This is a genomic window from Aeromonas crassostreae, assembly GCF_054052445.1.
This window is the reverse complement of the sequence record NZ_JBSTYM010000004.1, coordinates 153,948-170,479: the sequence shown is the minus strand read 5'-3', so window position 1 is coordinate 170,479 and position 16,532 is coordinate 153,948. Positions and strand designations below refer to the sequence as shown.

General features: G+C 65.5%; 15 protein-coding genes. 7 read left to right on the top strand and 8 right to left on the bottom strand.

Features of this window, described 5'->3' with window-relative positions:
- The first annotated feature begins 1 nt into the window (after position 1).
- The 4 genes from galK (at position 2) to ACW5W4_RS04965 (ending at position 4,868) form a co-directional block, all read left to right on the top strand.
- Positions 2-1,159: a galactokinase gene (gene galK, locus ACW5W4_RS04980; protein WP_456688615.1), complete on the top strand. Its 1,158-nt coding sequence runs from the start codon at positions 2-4 to the stop codon at positions 1,157-1,159.
- Positions 1,160-1,563: 404 nt separating this feature from the next.
- Positions 1,564-2,220, top strand: a complete 657-nt coding sequence (locus tag ACW5W4_RS04975) for a Bax inhibitor-1/YccA family protein (RefSeq protein WP_427263191.1) — start codon at positions 1,564-1,566, stop codon at positions 2,218-2,220.
- A 127-nt stretch (positions 2,221-2,347) separates the two neighbouring features.
- On the top strand, positions 2,348-4,504 hold the full coding sequence (yccS, locus tag ACW5W4_RS04970) for a YccS family putative transporter (protein WP_456688614.1): 2,157 nt from the start codon (positions 2,348-2,350) through the stop codon (positions 4,502-4,504).
- A 19-nt stretch (positions 4,505-4,523) separates the two neighbouring features.
- Positions 4,524-4,868, top strand: coding sequence for a TusE/DsrC/DsvC family sulfur relay protein (locus tag ACW5W4_RS04965; RefSeq protein WP_408796513.1), 345 nt, complete (start codon positions 4,524-4,526; stop codon positions 4,866-4,868).
- Between the two features lie 64 nt (positions 4,869-4,932).
- Here the strand turns inward: ACW5W4_RS04965 and dedD are convergent, their stop codons facing one another.
- The 7 genes from dedD to ACW5W4_RS04930 form a co-directional block, all read right to left on the bottom strand.
- Positions 4,933-5,706, bottom strand: a complete 774-nt coding sequence (dedD, locus tag ACW5W4_RS04960; RefSeq protein ID WP_456688613.1) for a cell division protein DedD — start codon at positions 5,704-5,706, stop codon at positions 4,933-4,935.
- Positions 5,707-5,755: 49 nt separating this feature from the next.
- On the bottom strand, positions 5,756-7,009 hold the full coding sequence (gene folC, locus ACW5W4_RS04955) for a bifunctional tetrahydrofolate synthase/dihydrofolate synthase (protein WP_456688612.1): 1,254 nt from the start codon (positions 7,007-7,009) through the stop codon (positions 5,756-5,758).
- 2 nt (positions 7,010-7,011) lie between these two features.
- Positions 7,012-7,875 carry an acetyl-CoA carboxylase, carboxyltransferase subunit beta gene (gene accD, locus ACW5W4_RS04950; protein ID WP_408796516.1) on the bottom strand — a complete coding sequence of 288 codons (864 nt, stop codon included), beginning with the start codon at positions 7,873-7,875 and terminating at the stop codon, positions 7,012-7,014.
- 119 nt (positions 7,876-7,994) lie between these two features.
- Positions 7,995-8,804: a tRNA pseudouridine(38-40) synthase TruA gene (gene truA, locus ACW5W4_RS04945; RefSeq protein ID WP_408772944.1), complete on the bottom strand. Its 810-nt coding sequence runs from the start codon at positions 8,802-8,804 to the stop codon at positions 7,995-7,997.
- 105 nt (positions 8,805-8,909) lie between these two features.
- A complete protein-coding gene (locus ACW5W4_RS04940; protein ID WP_456688611.1) occupies positions 8,910-10,970 on the bottom strand; it encodes a FimV/HubP family polar landmark protein in 2,061 nt (686 codons plus the stop codon).
- Between the two features lie 242 nt (positions 10,971-11,212).
- The gene (locus tag ACW5W4_RS04935) at positions 11,213-12,229 is read right to left on the bottom strand and encodes an aspartate-semialdehyde dehydrogenase (protein ID WP_456688610.1); all 1,017 of its coding nucleotides are present in this window, start codon (positions 12,227-12,229) and stop codon (positions 11,213-11,215) included.
- Positions 12,230-12,325: 96 nt separating this feature from the next.
- Complete coding sequence (locus tag ACW5W4_RS04930; protein WP_456688648.1) at positions 12,326-13,447, bottom strand: 4-phosphoerythronate dehydrogenase; 1,122 nt, start codon at positions 13,445-13,447, stop codon at positions 12,326-12,328.
- 355 nt (positions 13,448-13,802) lie between these two features.
- On the opposite strand from ACW5W4_RS04930, the gene ACW5W4_RS04925 reads away from it, so the two are divergent.
- The gene (locus ACW5W4_RS04925; RefSeq protein ID WP_456688609.1) at positions 13,803-14,573 is read left to right on the top strand and encodes a phosphatase PAP2 family protein; all 771 of its coding nucleotides are present in this window, start codon (positions 13,803-13,805) and stop codon (positions 14,571-14,573) included.
- A 52-nt stretch (positions 14,574-14,625) separates the two neighbouring features.
- Here the strand turns inward: ACW5W4_RS04925 and ACW5W4_RS04920 are convergent, their stop codons facing one another.
- A complete protein-coding gene (locus tag ACW5W4_RS04920) occupies positions 14,626-15,453 on the bottom strand; it encodes a MetQ/NlpA family ABC transporter substrate-binding protein (protein ID WP_456688608.1) in 828 nt (275 codons plus the stop codon).
- 326 nt (positions 15,454-15,779) lie between these two features.
- On the opposite strand from ACW5W4_RS04920, the gene ACW5W4_RS04915 reads away from it, so the two are divergent.
- Both ACW5W4_RS04915 and ACW5W4_RS04910 read left to right on the top strand, forming a co-directional pair.
- Positions 15,780-16,319 carry a hydrolase gene (locus ACW5W4_RS04915; protein WP_456688607.1) on the top strand — a complete coding sequence of 180 codons (540 nt, stop codon included), beginning with the start codon at positions 15,780-15,782 and terminating at the stop codon, positions 16,317-16,319.
- A 5-nt stretch (positions 16,320-16,324) separates the two neighbouring features.
- A complete protein-coding gene (locus ACW5W4_RS04910; protein WP_456688606.1) occupies positions 16,325-16,516 on the top strand; it encodes a hypothetical protein in 192 nt (63 codons plus the stop codon).
- The last annotated feature ends 16 nt before the right edge of the window (positions 16,517-16,532 follow it).

The following is a 16,532-nucleotide window of genomic DNA, read 5'->3' as shown; positions in this document are numbered from 1 at the left end:
GATGAACATTGAATCCCCCCGCAGCGTGACGGATACCACCTTCTACGCCCAATACGGCTACCACCCGACCCTCGCCATCCAGGCGCCGGGACGCGTCAATCTGATCGGTGAACACACGGATTACAACGACGGCTTCGTGCTCCCCTGTGCCATTGACTATCAGACGGTGATCAGCGCGGCGCCCCGCCAGGACAGCCTGGTGCGGGTCATCGCCGCCGACTACCACAATCAGCAGGATGAGTTCGATCTGAGCCAGCCCATAGAGGCGCGCCCCGAATACCTGTGGGCCAACTATGTGCGAGGGGTCGTCAAGTATCTGCTGCTGCGGGGCTGCGCGCTGACCGGGGCGGATCTGGTACTCAGCGGCAACGTCCCCCAGGGTGCCGGTCTGAGTTCCTCCGCCTCCCTCGAGGTGGCGGTGGGACAAGTCTTCAAGGAGATGAATCGGCTCGATATCAGTCAGACTGACATCGCCCTGAACGGCCAGCTGGCGGAGAACCGGTTCGTCGGCTGCAACTGCGGCATCATGGATCAGTTCATCTCGGCCCTGGGTCAGCAGGATCATGCCCTGCTGATCGACTGCCGCAGCCTGGAGACGCGCCCCGTCAGCATGCCGGCCGGCATCGATGTCGTCATCATCAACTCGAACGTGCGCCGCGGTCTGGTCGACAGTGAATACAACGCCCGCCGCGCCCAGTGTGAGACGGCGGCCCGTCATTTTGGCGTCAAGGCGCTGCGCGATCTGACCATGACGCAGTTCCTCTCCCGGGCCGGTGAGCTGGATCCGGTCGTGGCACGCCGCGCGCGCCATGTCATCTCCGAGAATGAACGGACCCTGGCCGCGGCCGATGCCCTGGCCAATGAAGACATGGTCATGATGGCGGAGCTGATGGCGCTCTCCCACGCCTCGATGCGGGATGATTTTGCCATTACCGTGCCCGCCATCGATGCCCTGGTCGACCTCATCAAGGGGATCATCGGCAGCCGCGGCGGCGTCAGGATGACGGGGGGCGGCTTCGGTGGCTGTGTGGTGGCGCTAGTGCCCCAGGCCCTGACCGCGGCGGTCTGCGAACAGGTCAATGCCCGCTATCCCCAGATCAGCGGCTTGCAACCCAGCATCTATGTCAGCAAGCCCTCGGCAGGAGCCGGCATCCTCTGATCCCCACGGCGATGCCAGGGGCCGGGCGCACGATGGACGCCACCGGCCCTGGCATCACCGGGATGGCCCATGGACCAGGCATCATGCTCCCCTCGACGGCGCGCCTGAGGTGAGCCGCAACGCCTCTGCCCTCTCGCGCTCCCCTCTTTCACCCGCCCACGCTCTTCACCGCGAGTCGACGCCGCCAGGAACCTGTCCTCAAGGCGGCGCCACGAGCGCTTCCCCCTGCATACCCCCGCCCCGCTGACCCGTTCAGACGAGATACATAATGAGTCTGGAATAGTGAGCCCCAGGCAACTGGGTGCTGACTTGAAATTGCTGCTCGTCATCCCCATTTGTTCTCCATACAATAGGTTGAAGAGACGGCTGGGTTCGTCTCCCCCTGTACCAACGAGGAAAACATGATGGATACCCGTTCTGTCTACACCGGCACCCGGGGTGCCGTGCGCGATACCAACAAGGTGCTGCGCAACACCTATATGCTGCTCTCCCTGACGCTCGGCTTCTCCGCCATCGTTGCCGGGGTTGCCACCGTCATGAACATGCCGCCCCTGCACTGGGCCATCTTCCTGGTCGGGGTCTATGGTCTGATGTTCCTGACCGAGAAGAACCGTGACAACGGCATGGGGCTGGTGTTCACCTTCGCCCTGACCGGCCTGCTGGGCTACAGCCTGGGCCCCATCATCAACATGTACATGAACAATGGTGGCGGCGAGATAGTGATGACGGCCCTTGGCGGCACCGCCCTCACCTTCTTCGGTCTGTCGGCCTATGCCCTGACCACCAAGCGTGACCTCTCCTTCATCGGCGGCATGCTGTTTGTCGGTTTCTGGGTGCTGCTGGTGGCCATGGTCGCCAACATCTTCCTGCAGATGAGCGCCCTGAGCCTGGCCCTGTCCGCCATGTTCATGCTGTTCTCCTCCGGCGCCATCCTGCTGACCACCCAGCAGATAGTGCGCGGCGGTGAGACCAACTACATCTCCGCCACCGTGACCCTGTATGTCTCCATCTACAACATCTTCCTGAGCCTGCTGAGCCTGCTTGGCGGCAACCGCAACTAAATCAACAACCCCGCTTCGGCGGGGTTTTTTATGACTTGCCGGTGCCCGCCCTGATCCAAATCAGGGCCATTTGGTCACCGCTCCGTTACACTGACTGCCTCGACCTCCAGAGAGACCGCTTCACCCCATGCCAGTGGAATATTCCGGCCTGCTGCGCCGCCTGCTGACCGACAGCCATGTCTACTTCGCCCTCAAGGTGCTCATCGCCATGCTGGGCCTGCTCGCCATCGCCCTCGGCACCGGCGATATCCAGCTCACCGTGCTGCTCTCCCTCGGGGTGGTGGCCGGGGCCATCGCCGAGACAGACGACAGCCTGTGGGGCCGGGTCAAGAACCTGGCCATGACCCTGGTCTGTTTCCTGTTTGCCTCCCTGTGCGTCCAGTACCTCTTCCCCACCCCCTGGCTGTTCGCCCTCGGACTGGCCAGCTCCACCTTCCTCTTCGTGATGGTGGGGGCGCTCGGACAACGTTACGCCACCATCAGCTTCGGCTCCCTGCTGATTGCCATCTACACCATGCTGGGGGCCGCCAAGGCGCCGGATCTCTTCTACCAGCCCCTGGCGCTCGGGGCCGGCGCCCTCTGGTACGGCCTGGTGTCGCTGCTCTGGCTCTGGCTGCTGCCCTACAAGACGCTGCACGAACAGCTCGCCCAGAGCTACTTCGCCCTCTCCCGCTATCTGGAGGAGAAGTCCCGCTTCTTCCCCGCCGACGAGCACGGCGCCCAAGCCATCCGCCACAATCTGGCCCAGCTCAACATCAATCTGGTCGGCTCCCTGAATCTGGCCAAGACGGCGCTCAATGCCCGTCTCCATAGCCAGCGGGCCCAGGCCTCCCCCGAGCTGGCCGGCCTGCTGCGCCTCTATCTGCTCGCCCTGGAGATCCACGAGCGGGCCACCTCCAGCCACTACCCCTACAGCCGGCTCGAGGCCGACCTCAAGCAAGGGCGGGTGATCGCAGGTTTTCAGGAGGTGTTGCAGCAGCTGGCCCAGGCGTGTCGGCAACTGGGTTACGCCATCCTGGTCCATGAACCCTATCATCACCCCAAGCGCATCCGCTGGGCCCTGGAGGCCCTGGAGGATCAGCTCGAATTCACCCACCTCAAGCAGCACTACCCCCAGAGCCTGCTCACCCCCATGAAGTTCCTGCGCCGCAACCTGGCCAGCATCAACGGGCTGCTGGCGAGCGCCGAGGAGCTGCAAAACCCGGCGGCGGTGCCAATGCAGCTGCCTCCCCTGGCGCGGCCGGCGCCCAGGCCCCTGCTGGCCCTGCTGCGCCAGCATCTGAGCCTGGACTCCATGGTGTTTCGCCACGCCCTGCGCCTCTCCCTGGGGCTGGTGGTGGGCTACGGCATCTTGCAGGCGTTCGAGCTGGACAAGGGCTACTGGATCCTGCTGACCGTGCTGTTCGTCTGCCAGCCCAGCTACAGCGCGACCCGGCGCCGCCTGATGCAGCGGATGCTCGGCACCTTCATCGGTCTGCTGATCGGGGTACCCGTGCTCTGGCTGCTGCCCAGCCTGCACGGCCAGCTGGTGGTGATGGGGCTCGCCGCCTTCCTCTTCTTCACCCAGGTGCGCAGCAACTACAGCGCCGCCGTCTGCTTCATCACCCTCTATGTGCTGATGGCCTTCAACCTGCTCGATGGCATCGGCTTCGCCATCCTGGGGCCGCGCCTGCTCGATACCCTGCTCGGCTGCCTGCTCTCCTACGCCCTGGTGGCCTGGCTGTGGCCGGATTGGCAGTACAAGCGCCTGCCCCAGCTCATCGCCAACTCCCTGTCGGCCAACGCCAGATACCTCTCGGCGGTGCTCGCCAGCCTGCACCTGCGCCGCGATGAATCCCTGGCCTATCGCATCGCCCGCAAGGAGGCCCATCTGGCCGACAGCGAGCTGGCCATGGCCTGGCAGAGCATGCTGGTGGAGCCGAGCAAGCGCCGCCGTTTCCTCGACCTCTGCTTCACCCTCACCTGGCGCAACCACGCCCTGCTCTCCTACATCTCGGCGCTGGGCGCCCACCGGGATCAGCTCGAGCCCATCCAGGGCCTGGCGCAGATCAGCCGCCACCTGAGCCACACCCTGGCCCAGGCGGCGGGACAGCTGGCCGGGGACGCCCCCCAGGAGGAGCAGGGCCCCTGTCCCCTGCCCGCCCCGGACAGCACGGAGGAGCAGCTGATGCTGAGCCAGCAGCTCACCCTCATCAGCCAGCTGGCGGACGAGCTGCTCGCCCTGGCCAACCAGAGCCGGTTGCTCACGGCGACCCAAGGCGCTACCATGCCGACCCCATCCTGAGTTGCCCCAAGGAGGCATCATGGCTGACAATCCGGTGCTGATTTTTGACGGGCGCGCCATCGCGACCGATGCCAAGGGCTATCTGCTCAATGTGGACGACTGGAGCGAGGCGCTGGCGCCTGTGCTGGCCGAGCAGGAAGGCATAGTGCTGGAGGCACCCCACTGGGAGGTGGTGCGCTTCGTGCGGGCCTTCTACCTGGAGTTCAACACCTCCCCCGCCATCCGCGCCCTGGTCAAGGCGATGGAGAAGCAGTATGGCCCCGAGAAGGGCAACAGCCGCTACCTCTACAAGCTGTTCCCCCAAGGCCCCGCCAAGCAGGCCACCAAGATTGCCGGCCTGCCCAAGCCGGTGAAGTGCATCTGATCGGCTGACCGCCAACAAAAAGACCGCGCCAGGGCGCGGTCTTTTTCATGCGGATAGGGGCGGATCAGGGGTTGTAGGCCACCACGGATCCGCTCAGCCCGGTCAGCTGGCTCACCTTGCTCTGTATCCCCTGCAGCTTGGCCCTGGAGACATCCGGCCCGATGAAGACCCGGTTGATCTGCCCCTGCACCGGGGTGCGGGGCACTGTGTGAGCCGAGTACCCCGCCGCCCTCAGCTTGCCCACCAGGGCGTTGACGCTGTCCTTGTTGCGAAAGGCGCCGAGCTGGAGGATCCAGCTGCCCTGGGCCGGCTCGGGGGCCTTGGCCACCAGCTGCTTGCTCTGCAACAGATCGTCCATGGTCTTGATCTGACCAGCTTGCGGTTTGGGGGCCGGTTTGGCCACCTCCACCGGTTTGGCCGGCTCGGGTTTGACCACAGGCTTGGGCAGTTCCGGTTTTTTGGCCACCACCTCAGGCTTGGGTTGAGGCTTGGTAGTCGCTGGCTGTACTGCCGGCTGCACTGCCGGCTGCACTGCCGGCGGCTGGGTTGCCTGGCCCTGCTGGCCCAACGTCATGGGATCGGGCACCTCTTCCACCTGCCACTGCTCGGCGGCGGCCGCCTGCTGCTGGCTCGCCACGTGCTGCTCGGGCAGGGTGCTGGCGGCGGAGACCTGCAGGGCGGGCTTGGCGGGTTCGAGCTCGGGACGCAGCGGTATGGTGGCGAACGACTCATCCTTCTGGGCCAGCTTCTGGCCATCGAGCATATCCGGCAAGAAGATCACCACCAGGGCCACCAGGATCACAGTGCCCACCAATCTGTTTTGGAACTTGGAAGCCAAACCTTACTCCTACCCTTGTGTTGCTGTCCGGTGCGTCGCCCTGGGGCGATCAGACCGGCTGTATCGCCAAAATGTCGGCGACAGTGTAAAACGAACCAAAGACAATGACCATATCGCTGGGACTCGCGTCGGCCAGGGCCTGCCGATAAGCCTCTGACACGGCGTCATATTGCGCCGCGCCATCCTGACCCAGGGCATCGGCAAGCAGGGCCGCCGTCGCCCCGCGCGGGCCGGTCAGGCTCGCCAGATACCAGTGGTCGATGAGGCCATCGAGTTCGGCCAGCGATCCCGCCATATCCTTGTCTTTGAGCATGCCCACCACGGCCAGACGCCGCCCCTGACAGGGGATCTGGCGCAGCTGGCTGGCCAGATAGGCCGCCGAGTGCGGATTGTGGGCCACATCGACGATGACCAGGGGCTCGTGTTGCAGCCGCTGCATCCGCCCCGCCAGCCTGGCGTTTGCCAATCCTTCGCGGATGGCGGGCTCGGGCAGCGGCAGGCCGAGGGACTCCAACGCCGCCAGCACTGTGACCGCGTTCATCAGCGGCAGGGCCGGTTTGGGCAATCCCAGCCAGTGGTGCTGGCCGTGGTAATCCCAGTCGCCTTGGTGCTCATCGCCTCGAAAATCGATGCCGACCTGGCGCAAGGAGGCTTTGATGCGCGCCGCCTCGCTCGCGATGGTGACAGGGGGATGGGGCTCGCCGCTGATGGCGGGTTTGCCCGCCCGATAGACGCCGGCCTTTTCCACCGCCACCGCCTCCCGGGTATCCCCGAGCCAGTCGCAGTGATCCAGGGCGATGGAGGTGATCATGGCCACATCCGACTCCACCACATTGGTGGCATCGAGCCGCCCCCCCAGTCCCACTTCCAGCAGCACCACATCGGGGGCATGGCGGCGAAACAGCCAGAGGGCCGCCAGGGTGGCGAACTCGAAGAAGGTGAGGGCAATCTCGCCCCGGGCCGCTTCCACCTCGGCAAACGCCGCGCAGTGCTCGCTGTCGGCCAGCTCCTGGCCATTGACCCGTACCCGCTCGGTGAAGCGCAGCAGGTGCGGCGAAGAGTAGACGCCGGCCCGGTAGCCCGCGGCCATCAGTATGCTGGCGGCCATGGCGCAGGAGGATCCCTTGCCGTTGGTGCCCGCCACAGTGAGCACCTTGCCGGGCAGCCGGGTCAACCCCATGCGCCGTGCCACCTCACCGACCCGTGTCAGACCCATGTCGATGTTGACCGGATGGATCTGCTCCAAATAAGAAAGCCAGTCGACCAGCGACCGGCTTTGAGATTGTTGCATGTGCGAACTCATGTTCAGTCTTCGATGACCTGGGTGTTCATCAGCTTGGCCAGCAGGCTGGCCAGACGGTCTCGCATCTCGCGCCTGTCGATGATCATGTCGATGGCGCCCTTCTCCAGCAGGAATTCGGAACGCTGGAAGCCTTCCGGCAGCTTCTCGCGCACCGTCTGCTCGATGACCCGGGGGCCGGCGAAGCCGATCAGCGCCTTGGGCTCACCCACGTTGATGTCGCCCAGCATGGCCAGGCTGGCGGAGACGCCGCCCATGGTGGGGTCGGTCAGCACCGAGATGTAGGGCAGGCCCGCCTTGGTGAGCCGGTCCAGGGCCGCACTGGTCTTGGCCATCTGCATCAGGGAGAACAGGGCTTCCTGCATCCGTGCCCCACCGGAGGTGGAGAAGCAGACCAGGCCGCGGCCCTCCTTGATGCTCTCCTCGACGGCGCGCACGAAGCGGGCGCCGACCACGGAGGACATGGAGCCACCGATGAAGGAGAACTCGAACGAGCAGGCGACGACCGGTACCCCCTTGAGGGTCCCCTTCATCACCACCAGCGCATCTTTCTCCCCCGTCTCTTTCTGGGCGGTGGACAAACGATCCTTGTAGCGCTTGGAATCCTTGAACTTCAATATGTCTTGCGGCTCCAGCTCGGCGCCGACTTCACTGCGACCTTCGACGTCGAGGAAACACTCGAGGCGGGCACGGGCGCTGATGCGCATGTGATGATTACACTTGGGGCACACCTCGAGGTTGCGCTCCAGCTCTGCCCGGTAGAGCACCTGTTCACAAGATCCGCACTTGGTCCACACCCCTTCCGGAATGTTGTGACGACGGGGGGTAGTGATCTTGCTCTTGGGAAGGATCTTCTCAAGCCAGCTCATGGAATTCCTTAATGCTTTTGTGCCTGACAAAACGCACCGAGCCTTGATTGTTCAATGACTTATCGGCTCGGTGGCAATAAACGACGGATCATTAAACCACAATTTTTCGGGCGCAGTTACTAAAAACTGGTCGTACCCGGTGCCGAGTCCGGCAGCCAGAGCGGGCCGAGCGGCAGCCGGGGCAGGCCGTGTTCGGCGGGATAATCGACGTCCACCAGATAGAGGCCGCCCGCCTTGGCGGTGGGCCCCGCCAGGTTGCGATCCCGGGCGGCCAGCACCTCGGCAATCCACTCCACCGGTTGTTGTCCCTGCCCCACCAGCAGCAGGGAGCCGGTGATGTTGCGCACCATGTGGTGCAGGAAGGCGTTGGCCTTGATGTCCAGCACGATATAGGGGCCGGAGCGGCTGACGCACAGGTGGGTCACGTTGCGCCAGGGGCTCTTGGACTGGCACCCCACGGCGCGAAACGAGCTGAAGTCCCGCTCCCCGAGCAGGCTCTGCCCCGCCTGGTGCATCAGGTCGGCGTCCAGGGTCTCGTGGTAGTGGCTGACGCCGCTGCCGAGGATGGCGGGGCGATAGTTGTGGTTGTAGATGACGTAACGGTAGCGACGGGCGGTGGCGCTGAAGCGGGCATGGAACCCCTCGTCCACCGCCTTGACCCAGCGTACCCCTATGTCCGGGGGCAGGTTGGAGTTCATGCCCAGGGTCCAGGCGGATTCGCTGCGAACGGCATGGGTATCGAAGTGGATCACCTGACCGGTGGCGTGGACCCCGGCATCGGTGCGCCCGGCGCACTGTATGGCCACCTCGTGGTTGGCGATGCGGCTCAGGGCCTTCTCCAGCTCCTGCTGGACGCTGATCACTTCTCGTTGACGCTGCCAGCCAAAATACCGGCTGCCGTCATATTCAATACCTAGGGCAATTCGCATGGGTCACACTGTCTTTGAGAGAAAACGCGGCGAATTATACGCACACAGTGGCAAATGTCCCAAAAAGAAGGGCGACCCTGGGGTCGCCCTGTTGGCATCCGGCGATCAGGCTAGCCGCTTGAGCAGCTTCTCGGCCTCGCTGCGCTGATGATCGTTGCCCTGCTCGGCCGCCTCTACCAAGAGCTCGCGGGCACTCTCCTTGTCATCGATCTCGAGGTAGGCGCGGGCCAGATCCAGCTTGGCCCCCACCCCGCCGTCATCGGCATCCACGTCGAAGCCGCCGGACTCGGGCAGAACCTCAGGGAAGCCATCCAGCCCCACGTCCAGGGAGAAGCCCTGATAGGGCTCCTGCTCGCTCTGGTTCGCCTCCGCTTCCGCCAGCAGGCTGTCTATCTCGACGAAGTCATCGGCGGCCGCCTCGGCGCGGGGCTTGAGGGGCTGGCTGGGCTCGACATCGTCGAACGCATCCTCAAAGTCCGCCAGGGCCAGTTCACTGGGATCCTTGGCAGGCGCTGGGGCATCCGCCGTCTCGGGGGCCATGCCCCACTCGGCCAGCAGCTCCTCGGCGCTGGGAGACGGCTTGTGCTCGCTCGGCGCCGGCTCGTCGTCCAGGCTGGTATCGAAATCGCTGAAGTCGAGCTCGGGCAGGCTGTCATCCTCGTCCCTGGCGAGGCGATCGTCTTCGCCATCGAGTTCGGCATTGAGGTCGGCGAACAGGGCCGCCTGCAGCGCCTCCTCGCTCAGCAGTGCCTCGTCGGCGGCGGGGTTGAATTCGCCGGCCAGATCCATCTCGGGACGCTCGGGTCGCTCAAAGCGCTCGTCGGCGGCGAGATCCAGCTCGGGCACCAGATCCGGATCCCGCAGCTCCCGGGGCTGCTCCCCCTCGTCGCTGAACACCAGATCCAGCTCGTCCGGCTCATCGGGGACGAACGCCGGCTCGGGGCGGCTCAGCGGCTCCTCGTCGATGTCGGCGCCGATCAGCTGATCGAATTCGCTCGTCTCCTGGCCCATCACCACGGAGGTGGTCTCCGCCAGGTTCTTCTCCTGCTCCTCCAGCTCGCGCCGCGCCCGGGCCCGCAGCCAGAGCGTCACCAGGGCCAGCACCAGCAGCACGGGCAGCAAGATGATCATGGCCAGATTGAGGGGAGAGGCGAGCAGGTCGGTCAGCCAGTTGCGGGGTGCAGGCGGCGCCACCACGGGGGGCACAGGGTTGGCCCTGAGCTCGGCCACCTCTTTTTGCAGGGCCAGCTGATCTTGCAGCTGGGCCTTGAGGGTCTCCACCTCTTCGGTGAGGGATTGCAGGCGCAGCTTGAGCCTGTGGTTCATCTCGGTCACCTGGCCGAGTTGGGCGTTGGCATCTTCCAGGGCCAGGGCCATCTCGGTGCCCGGCTTGGCCTGCACCGTCTCGGTGGCCACCGGCAGGGGGGCCGGGGCGCCGCTGGCGGCGGTGGCCAGCACCGGGGCCACCGCCAGGGCGGCTGTGGTCGTCGCTGGGCTGGGCGCGGCGGCCTTGGCCGGGGTGCTCGGCAGCGGGGCGGCCTGCGCAGCCGGCGCCTTGGCGGCAGTCACGGCCTTGGCCGCGGCAACGGGCTGGGGAGCGGCCTTCACCACCGGCTTGCTGGCCGGTTTGGCGGGGGCGGCGGGCTGGGCACTCTGCTTGCTTGCCAGGTATTTGGGGCTCAGCCCCTTCCAACTGGCGTTGTCGCTGTTGAAGCGTTGCCGGGCCTGGGCATCGGTGTGACGGCGCGCCTCGGCCTCGCTGGGCAGCACGATGCTCGACCCCACCAGTATGTGGTTGATGTTGCCATCGGCGAAACTGGTCGGGTTCTTGTCATAGATGGCCACCATGGTCTGGTAGACGCTGACCCGGCTGCTGGGCCTGTGCCTGCTGGCGAGGCTCCAGAGGGTGTCGGTGGGACGGACCGGGCCGTAACGCCTCCCGCTCTGCGCCTGAACGGCCACGGGTTGCGGCTGGCGCACCGGCTGGGACTGGGGCAAGGCCCTGGGGACAGGCTGGCTCGGCGCCGCCGGCTGGCTGACGGGCTCGTCAGGGCCCCTGAGTTCCACGAAGAAGGGATCCCGGCCTGCCTCCTCGGCAGTCGCAGAGGCGGTATTGAGCAGACCCAACGCAAGCAGCGTCGCCAGTGTTATGCGGGATTGTCCCATGTTCGTTCCTTCGTATGACGGCCTATCACATTGAAAAATCTGGATAGTTGCCTCAAAACAGTCGGTTCAATATAAATCAGGCTTGGGCGCCAAGCCAGTCATCCGACGCAATTAGCCCCAAAACGCCCCGAGTGTAAGGGCAAAGTTAATTAATTGATATTAAGGGGGAATGTCGGAGCCACTTCCTGCCACTCCGATCACACTCGGCCCCCCTGGTCGGGAGACCGAGCGTCAATAGGAACTTACAGGTAGTCGCGGATCAGCAGCTCTGCGATCTGCACGCTGTTGGTCGCCGCGCCCTTACGAACGTTATCGGCCACGATCCACATATTGATACCGCTGGGGTGAGAAATATCCTGGCGAATGCGCCCCACCATCACCTCGTCCTGACCGGTGGCGTCGCCAACCGGGGTCGGGTAGCCCTCCTCCTCGTCGAACAGACGCACCCCGGGGGCGGCCCGCAGCAGATCCTTGACCTGTTCGGCATCCAGGGGGTGGTGCAGCTCGACGTGGACCGCCTCGGCGTGACCGTAGAAGACGGGGACCCGCACGCAGGTGGGGTTCACGGCGATGCTGGCATCCCCCAGGATCTTCTGGGTCTCCCACACCATCTTCATCTCTTCCCGGGTGTAGCCGTTGTCGGTGAACTCATCGATCTGCGGGATCAGGTTGAAGGCGATCTGCTGCGGGTAGAGGGTCGGCTCCACCGGCAGGCCGTTGAGCAGCTTGGCGGTCTGGCCGGCCAGCTCGCTCACCCCTTCCTTGCCTGAGCCCGAGACCGACTGATAGGTCGCCACGTTGATGCGGGCAATGCCCACCTCGTCGTGCAGGGGTTTCAAGGCCACCAGCATCTGTATGGTGGAGCAGTTGGGGTTGGCGATGATGTTGCGATTGCGAAAATCGGCCAGGGCGTGGGGATTCACCTCGGGGATCACCAGGGGCACATCCTCCTCGTAGCGGAAGCAGGAGGTGTTGTCGATGACGATGCAGCCGTGCTCGGCGGCAATCGGCGCCCACTTGGCGGAGACCTCGGCCCCGGCGGAGAAGAGTGCGATCTCTACCTGGCTCCAGTCAAACGCCTCCACATCCAGGATGTCGAGGTTCTTGCCGCCAAAGCGCACCGTGTCCCCTGCACTGCGGCTGGAGGCCAGGGGATAGAGGGTCGCCACCGGGAAGCCGCGCTCCTCCAGGATCTCGATCATGGCCTGACCCACGGCGCCGCTGGCGCCCAATACCGCTACGTTGAACTGCTGACTCATTGCTCTCTCCTGTCAAAGGGATAGGCGCCCCCGAAGGCACGCCCGTCGCAGGGATTATCCTGCCTGTTTCGTTAATCGTTGAGGGTCGCCCAGGTATCAGCCCTGGGTACGAAAGCCCAGGGCCGCCAGGACAGGATCCTCGCCAAAGGGGCCCGTCAGGCGCAGGGAGGAGAGCTCGCGCCGCTCCGGATACCCTTTGCGCTGCTCGTCGAAGCTGCCCGGGATGGCGAGACGCGCCCGAAAGCGGGCATCGTCGCGGCGCACATCATAGATGAGGTGGACCAGCTGCTTGATCAGCGCCTGATCCGCCACCCGCCCCGGGCTGAGCTCGGTCACGTCCGGCGCGGGCAGCAGCTGTTCCAGCTCCGCCCGGGGCAGACGCCCCTCCTGCTGGCAGAGGGCCTGATAGAGCATCCAGGTGCCGCGGGCCTTGCCCTCCAGGCTGTAGCCGGCGATATGGGGGGTGGCCAGCTCGGTGTAAGGCACCAGGGCCGCCAGCACCTCGGGCTCCTTCTCCCACACGTCCATCACCAGCTTGAGGGGCGCAGGGCCCTGCTGGCGGGCGAGCAGGGCCTCATTGTCCCACACCTCGCCACGGGAGGCGTTGATGAGGATCTGCCCCGCGGGCCGCTGGGCTATCTCCCGCGCCCCCAGTAGGTGGAAGCTGGCATCTTGCCCCTGCTCAGTGATGGGCACGTGGAAGCTGACGATGTCGGCCGAGAGCGCGGTCTGGTAATCGACAAAGCCGCTCGCCCCCTCCTGGCGTGCCCGCGGCGGATCGCAGCGCAGCACCTTCATGCCGAGCGCCTGCGCCTTGCCCGCCACACACTCGCCGGTGTTGCCGGCGCCGATGACGGCCAGGCTCATCCGACCAAGGTCGAGCTCATGGCGCTCCGCCAGCACCAGCAGGGCGGAGAGGACATAATCGCCGACCGACGCCTTGTTGCAGCCGGGAGCGCTGAAAAAGGGGATGCCGCGCTCGGCCAGCAGCGCCTTGTCCACGTGATCCGTGCCTATGGTGGCGGTACCCACGAAGCGCAGCCTGGGGCAGTCGGCGAGCAGGGCCCTGTCCACCCGGGTGATGGAGCGCACCATGAGGGCGTCCACTTCCTTAAGATCCGCCGCGCAGATCTGCCGCCCCGCCAGGGGGATCACCTCGCCAAATTCGGCGAACAGCGCCTGGGCATGGGGCATGTTTTCGTCGACCACTATGCGCATGGGAATTCGCATGGAACTTCTCCTGACTCTCACTCTCGATGGACTGCGGACACGGGCCCGCCCGGCGGGTCGGCCATTCTAGCCCAAAGCGCGCCAAGAGTTCAGCCCGATCTGCGCCCCGGGGCAGATGACCCCATCCGCTGCGGGCAGATCCCTCGGCAACGGCAAGGGGCGATGCCCTGGCGGCCTGGAAAACTGTAACGGGAGATGACAAACGCCCCCGGCGCCTTGATCCTGACGAGCCGGCTGGCACAATGCCCCCTTCACGGCCAGCCCGGGCGCAGATGCCGGCTCGCCGCCATGCCGCCCGCCGTGACGCGGGCAGGCCAGTCCACCTCACGCCGGTCCCTCGCCCATGCCCCATGCCCCCCGCTTTCCTCGCGCCGCGCCGCCTTCATCCGGCCTCTGCCGCCGTGCCCTGCTCGGCCACGGCGCCCTCCTCTTCCTGCCCCTGTTGCTGCTGTGCGCCCTGCCGCCGCTCTTCATGGCCAACGCCCTGACCTCGCCCTGGCTGCAACTGCCCTACTGGCTGAGCCGCAGCGTCGATCTGCCGGGCCTGGGGCTGACCCTGGCGGGGCTGCTGCTCATCAGCTGGCGCAAGCTCGCCCTCTCCCCCGCCGCCCTGCTGACCCTGGCCGCGGCCCTCCTGGCGGTGCTGGGCGCCGACCTTGCCATAAAGAGCGGCCTCAAGCTCTTGACCCAGGAGCCGAGACCCTACCTCATCTGGCTCTATGAGCAGGGGCTGATCCCCGCCATGAGCCACTTCTACGGCGCCGAGCAGGCTGTGCGCGGCGAACAGGTCTTCGCCGCCAGCCAATGGCTGGCCCTGCCCGACTGGCTGGCCCGGCACTGGCGTCACGAGGTCAACTACGCCTTCCCCTCGGGGCACACCATAGCGGCCATGAGCCTGGCCCAGTTCTTCGGCCTCCTCTGGCTGGCGCGGGCGCCGCGCCTGGCCTGGCTGCTGCCGCTCTGGGCCCTGGCGGTCGCCCTCTCGCGCCTGCTGCTGGGCATGCACTGGCCCCGGGACCTGCTGGCCAGCGCCCTGCTCGGCGGCCTCACCGCCCTGCCGGCCGCCTGCTGGTGGCTGCGCCGTCATCCCCTCGTGGCCAAGACGGCGCAATAGAAACGGGCACCCTGGGGTGCCCGTCGTCATCCTGCCCGCGCCAGCGCGGCGCTCACCCCTTGGCGGGAACCTGCCAGCCTTCGGGGTATTTGTAACCGACGAAGCGCTTGGCGGCATAGGCCTTGAATTCGGGGGAGTTGTAGGCGGCGGTCACGTCCCTGGCAAAGGGCTTGTCCGCGTCGGCACTCTTGACCACCACCCAGTTGATGAAGTCATAGCTGCGCTCGAGGAAGAGGCCGGAGCTGAACGGGATCCCGCTTGAGGCGGCATAGTTGCCGTTGATCACGGTGAAGTCCACGTCTTCACGGGAGCGGGGCAGCTGCGCCGCCTCCAGCAAGATCAGCTTGATCTGGTGGGGGTTGGCCTCCACATCGAACTCGCTCGCCTTGAGGGGATTGATCCCCTGCTTCAGGCTGATCCAGCCCAGGTCCTGCAGCATCAGCAGGGCGCGGGCCTGGTTGCTCGGGTCGTTGGGAATGGCGACCGTGCTCCCCTCTTTCAGGGCCTTGAGATCCCCCAGCTTGCCGGCATAGAGCCCCATGGGACCGGTCGGCACCTGGGTGATGGGGGCAAGCGACAGACCCCTGTCCTTGGCGAAGCTCTCCAGATAGGGCTTGTGCTGGAAGCAGTTCACGTCAAGCGACCCATCCGCCAGGGCGATGTTGGGGCTGACATAATCGGTGAACTCCACCAGTTTGACCTGGTAGCCCTTGGCTTCGAGCTGGGGCTTGATGGCGTCGGTCACCATGTCGGCAAAGTCGCCAACCGTGGTGCCGATGACGATCTCTTTCTTGGCCTCATCGATGGCAAAGGCGGGCAACGGCAGGCTGCTGGCGAGCAGGGCCAGGGCGGAGAGGGTGAAGAAGGAACGACGCTGCATAGAAACTCCCTGTCAACATGATCATCAAAGCGGTGGGGCTGAGGATGTCATCCTGAAAGGTGACACCACAACCATCTAGCCATCCAAACTGCTAACTGAGCACACCATAACAGAGCTCGTAGCCTTCGCCAAGCAACAAAAAGCCAGACAGCCACATCGGACGTGCGTTGCCAGATTGCGACAAGGCCCGTAGCCGCGCCGAAAATCTTTGACCCGGCACACAGTTATCGGCGCTGGCCCCTCCCCTTGCCGGTCTCACCTGGCTTATGGTGGTCGTTTGCTACCCCTTTATCTCAATCTGCAAACCCATTGCATCAGGAGTGACCGTGCTGACCACATCCACCACAGGCCTGTTGGTCGTCGATATCCAGGGCAAGCTGGCCCGCCTGGTCGAGGGGAGCGACGCCCTGATTGGCAACACGGCCAGGCTGGTGCAAGGGGCCAGGGCGCTGGGCCTGCCGGTGCTCTGGCTGGAGCAGACCCCGGACAAGCTCGGTGCCACCGTGCCCGAATTGCAGTCGCTGCAGGCAGGCTCCCTTGTGCTGCCCAAATACAGCTTCGGCGCCCTGGGGGAGCCTGCCGTGGCCGCCGCGCTGGCCGAGACCGGGATCAATCACTGGCTGGTGTGCGGCATCGAGGCCCATATCTGCGTCTACCAGAGCGTGCTGGGGCTGCTGGCCAGCGGCGCCCGGGTCTCGCTGGTGGTGGATGCGGTGTCGTCGCGCAGTGCCGCCAACCGGGAGCTCGCCATCGGCCAGCTGGCGGCCAGGGGTGCGGCCCTCACCTCGGTGGAGATGTGCCTCTACGAGCTGCTGGGGGATTGCCGCCACCCGGCGTTTCGCCCGATCCTCTCCCTGGTGAAGTGACCGCCATGATGGACAACATGGCCCCCTTTCTGTTTGCCCTCATCGCCTTCGGGACGGCGTTCACGGTAGCGGTGACGGGTATGGCCGCCACCCGTCACTATCTGGCCTGGCTCTGGCTGGGGATCATGCTCTTCTTCGGACTGTGGTGGACACTGCTGGGCATGCCCCCACTCCTCGCCGAACCAGCCCCTCTCTGATCATGCCGCCCGGGCG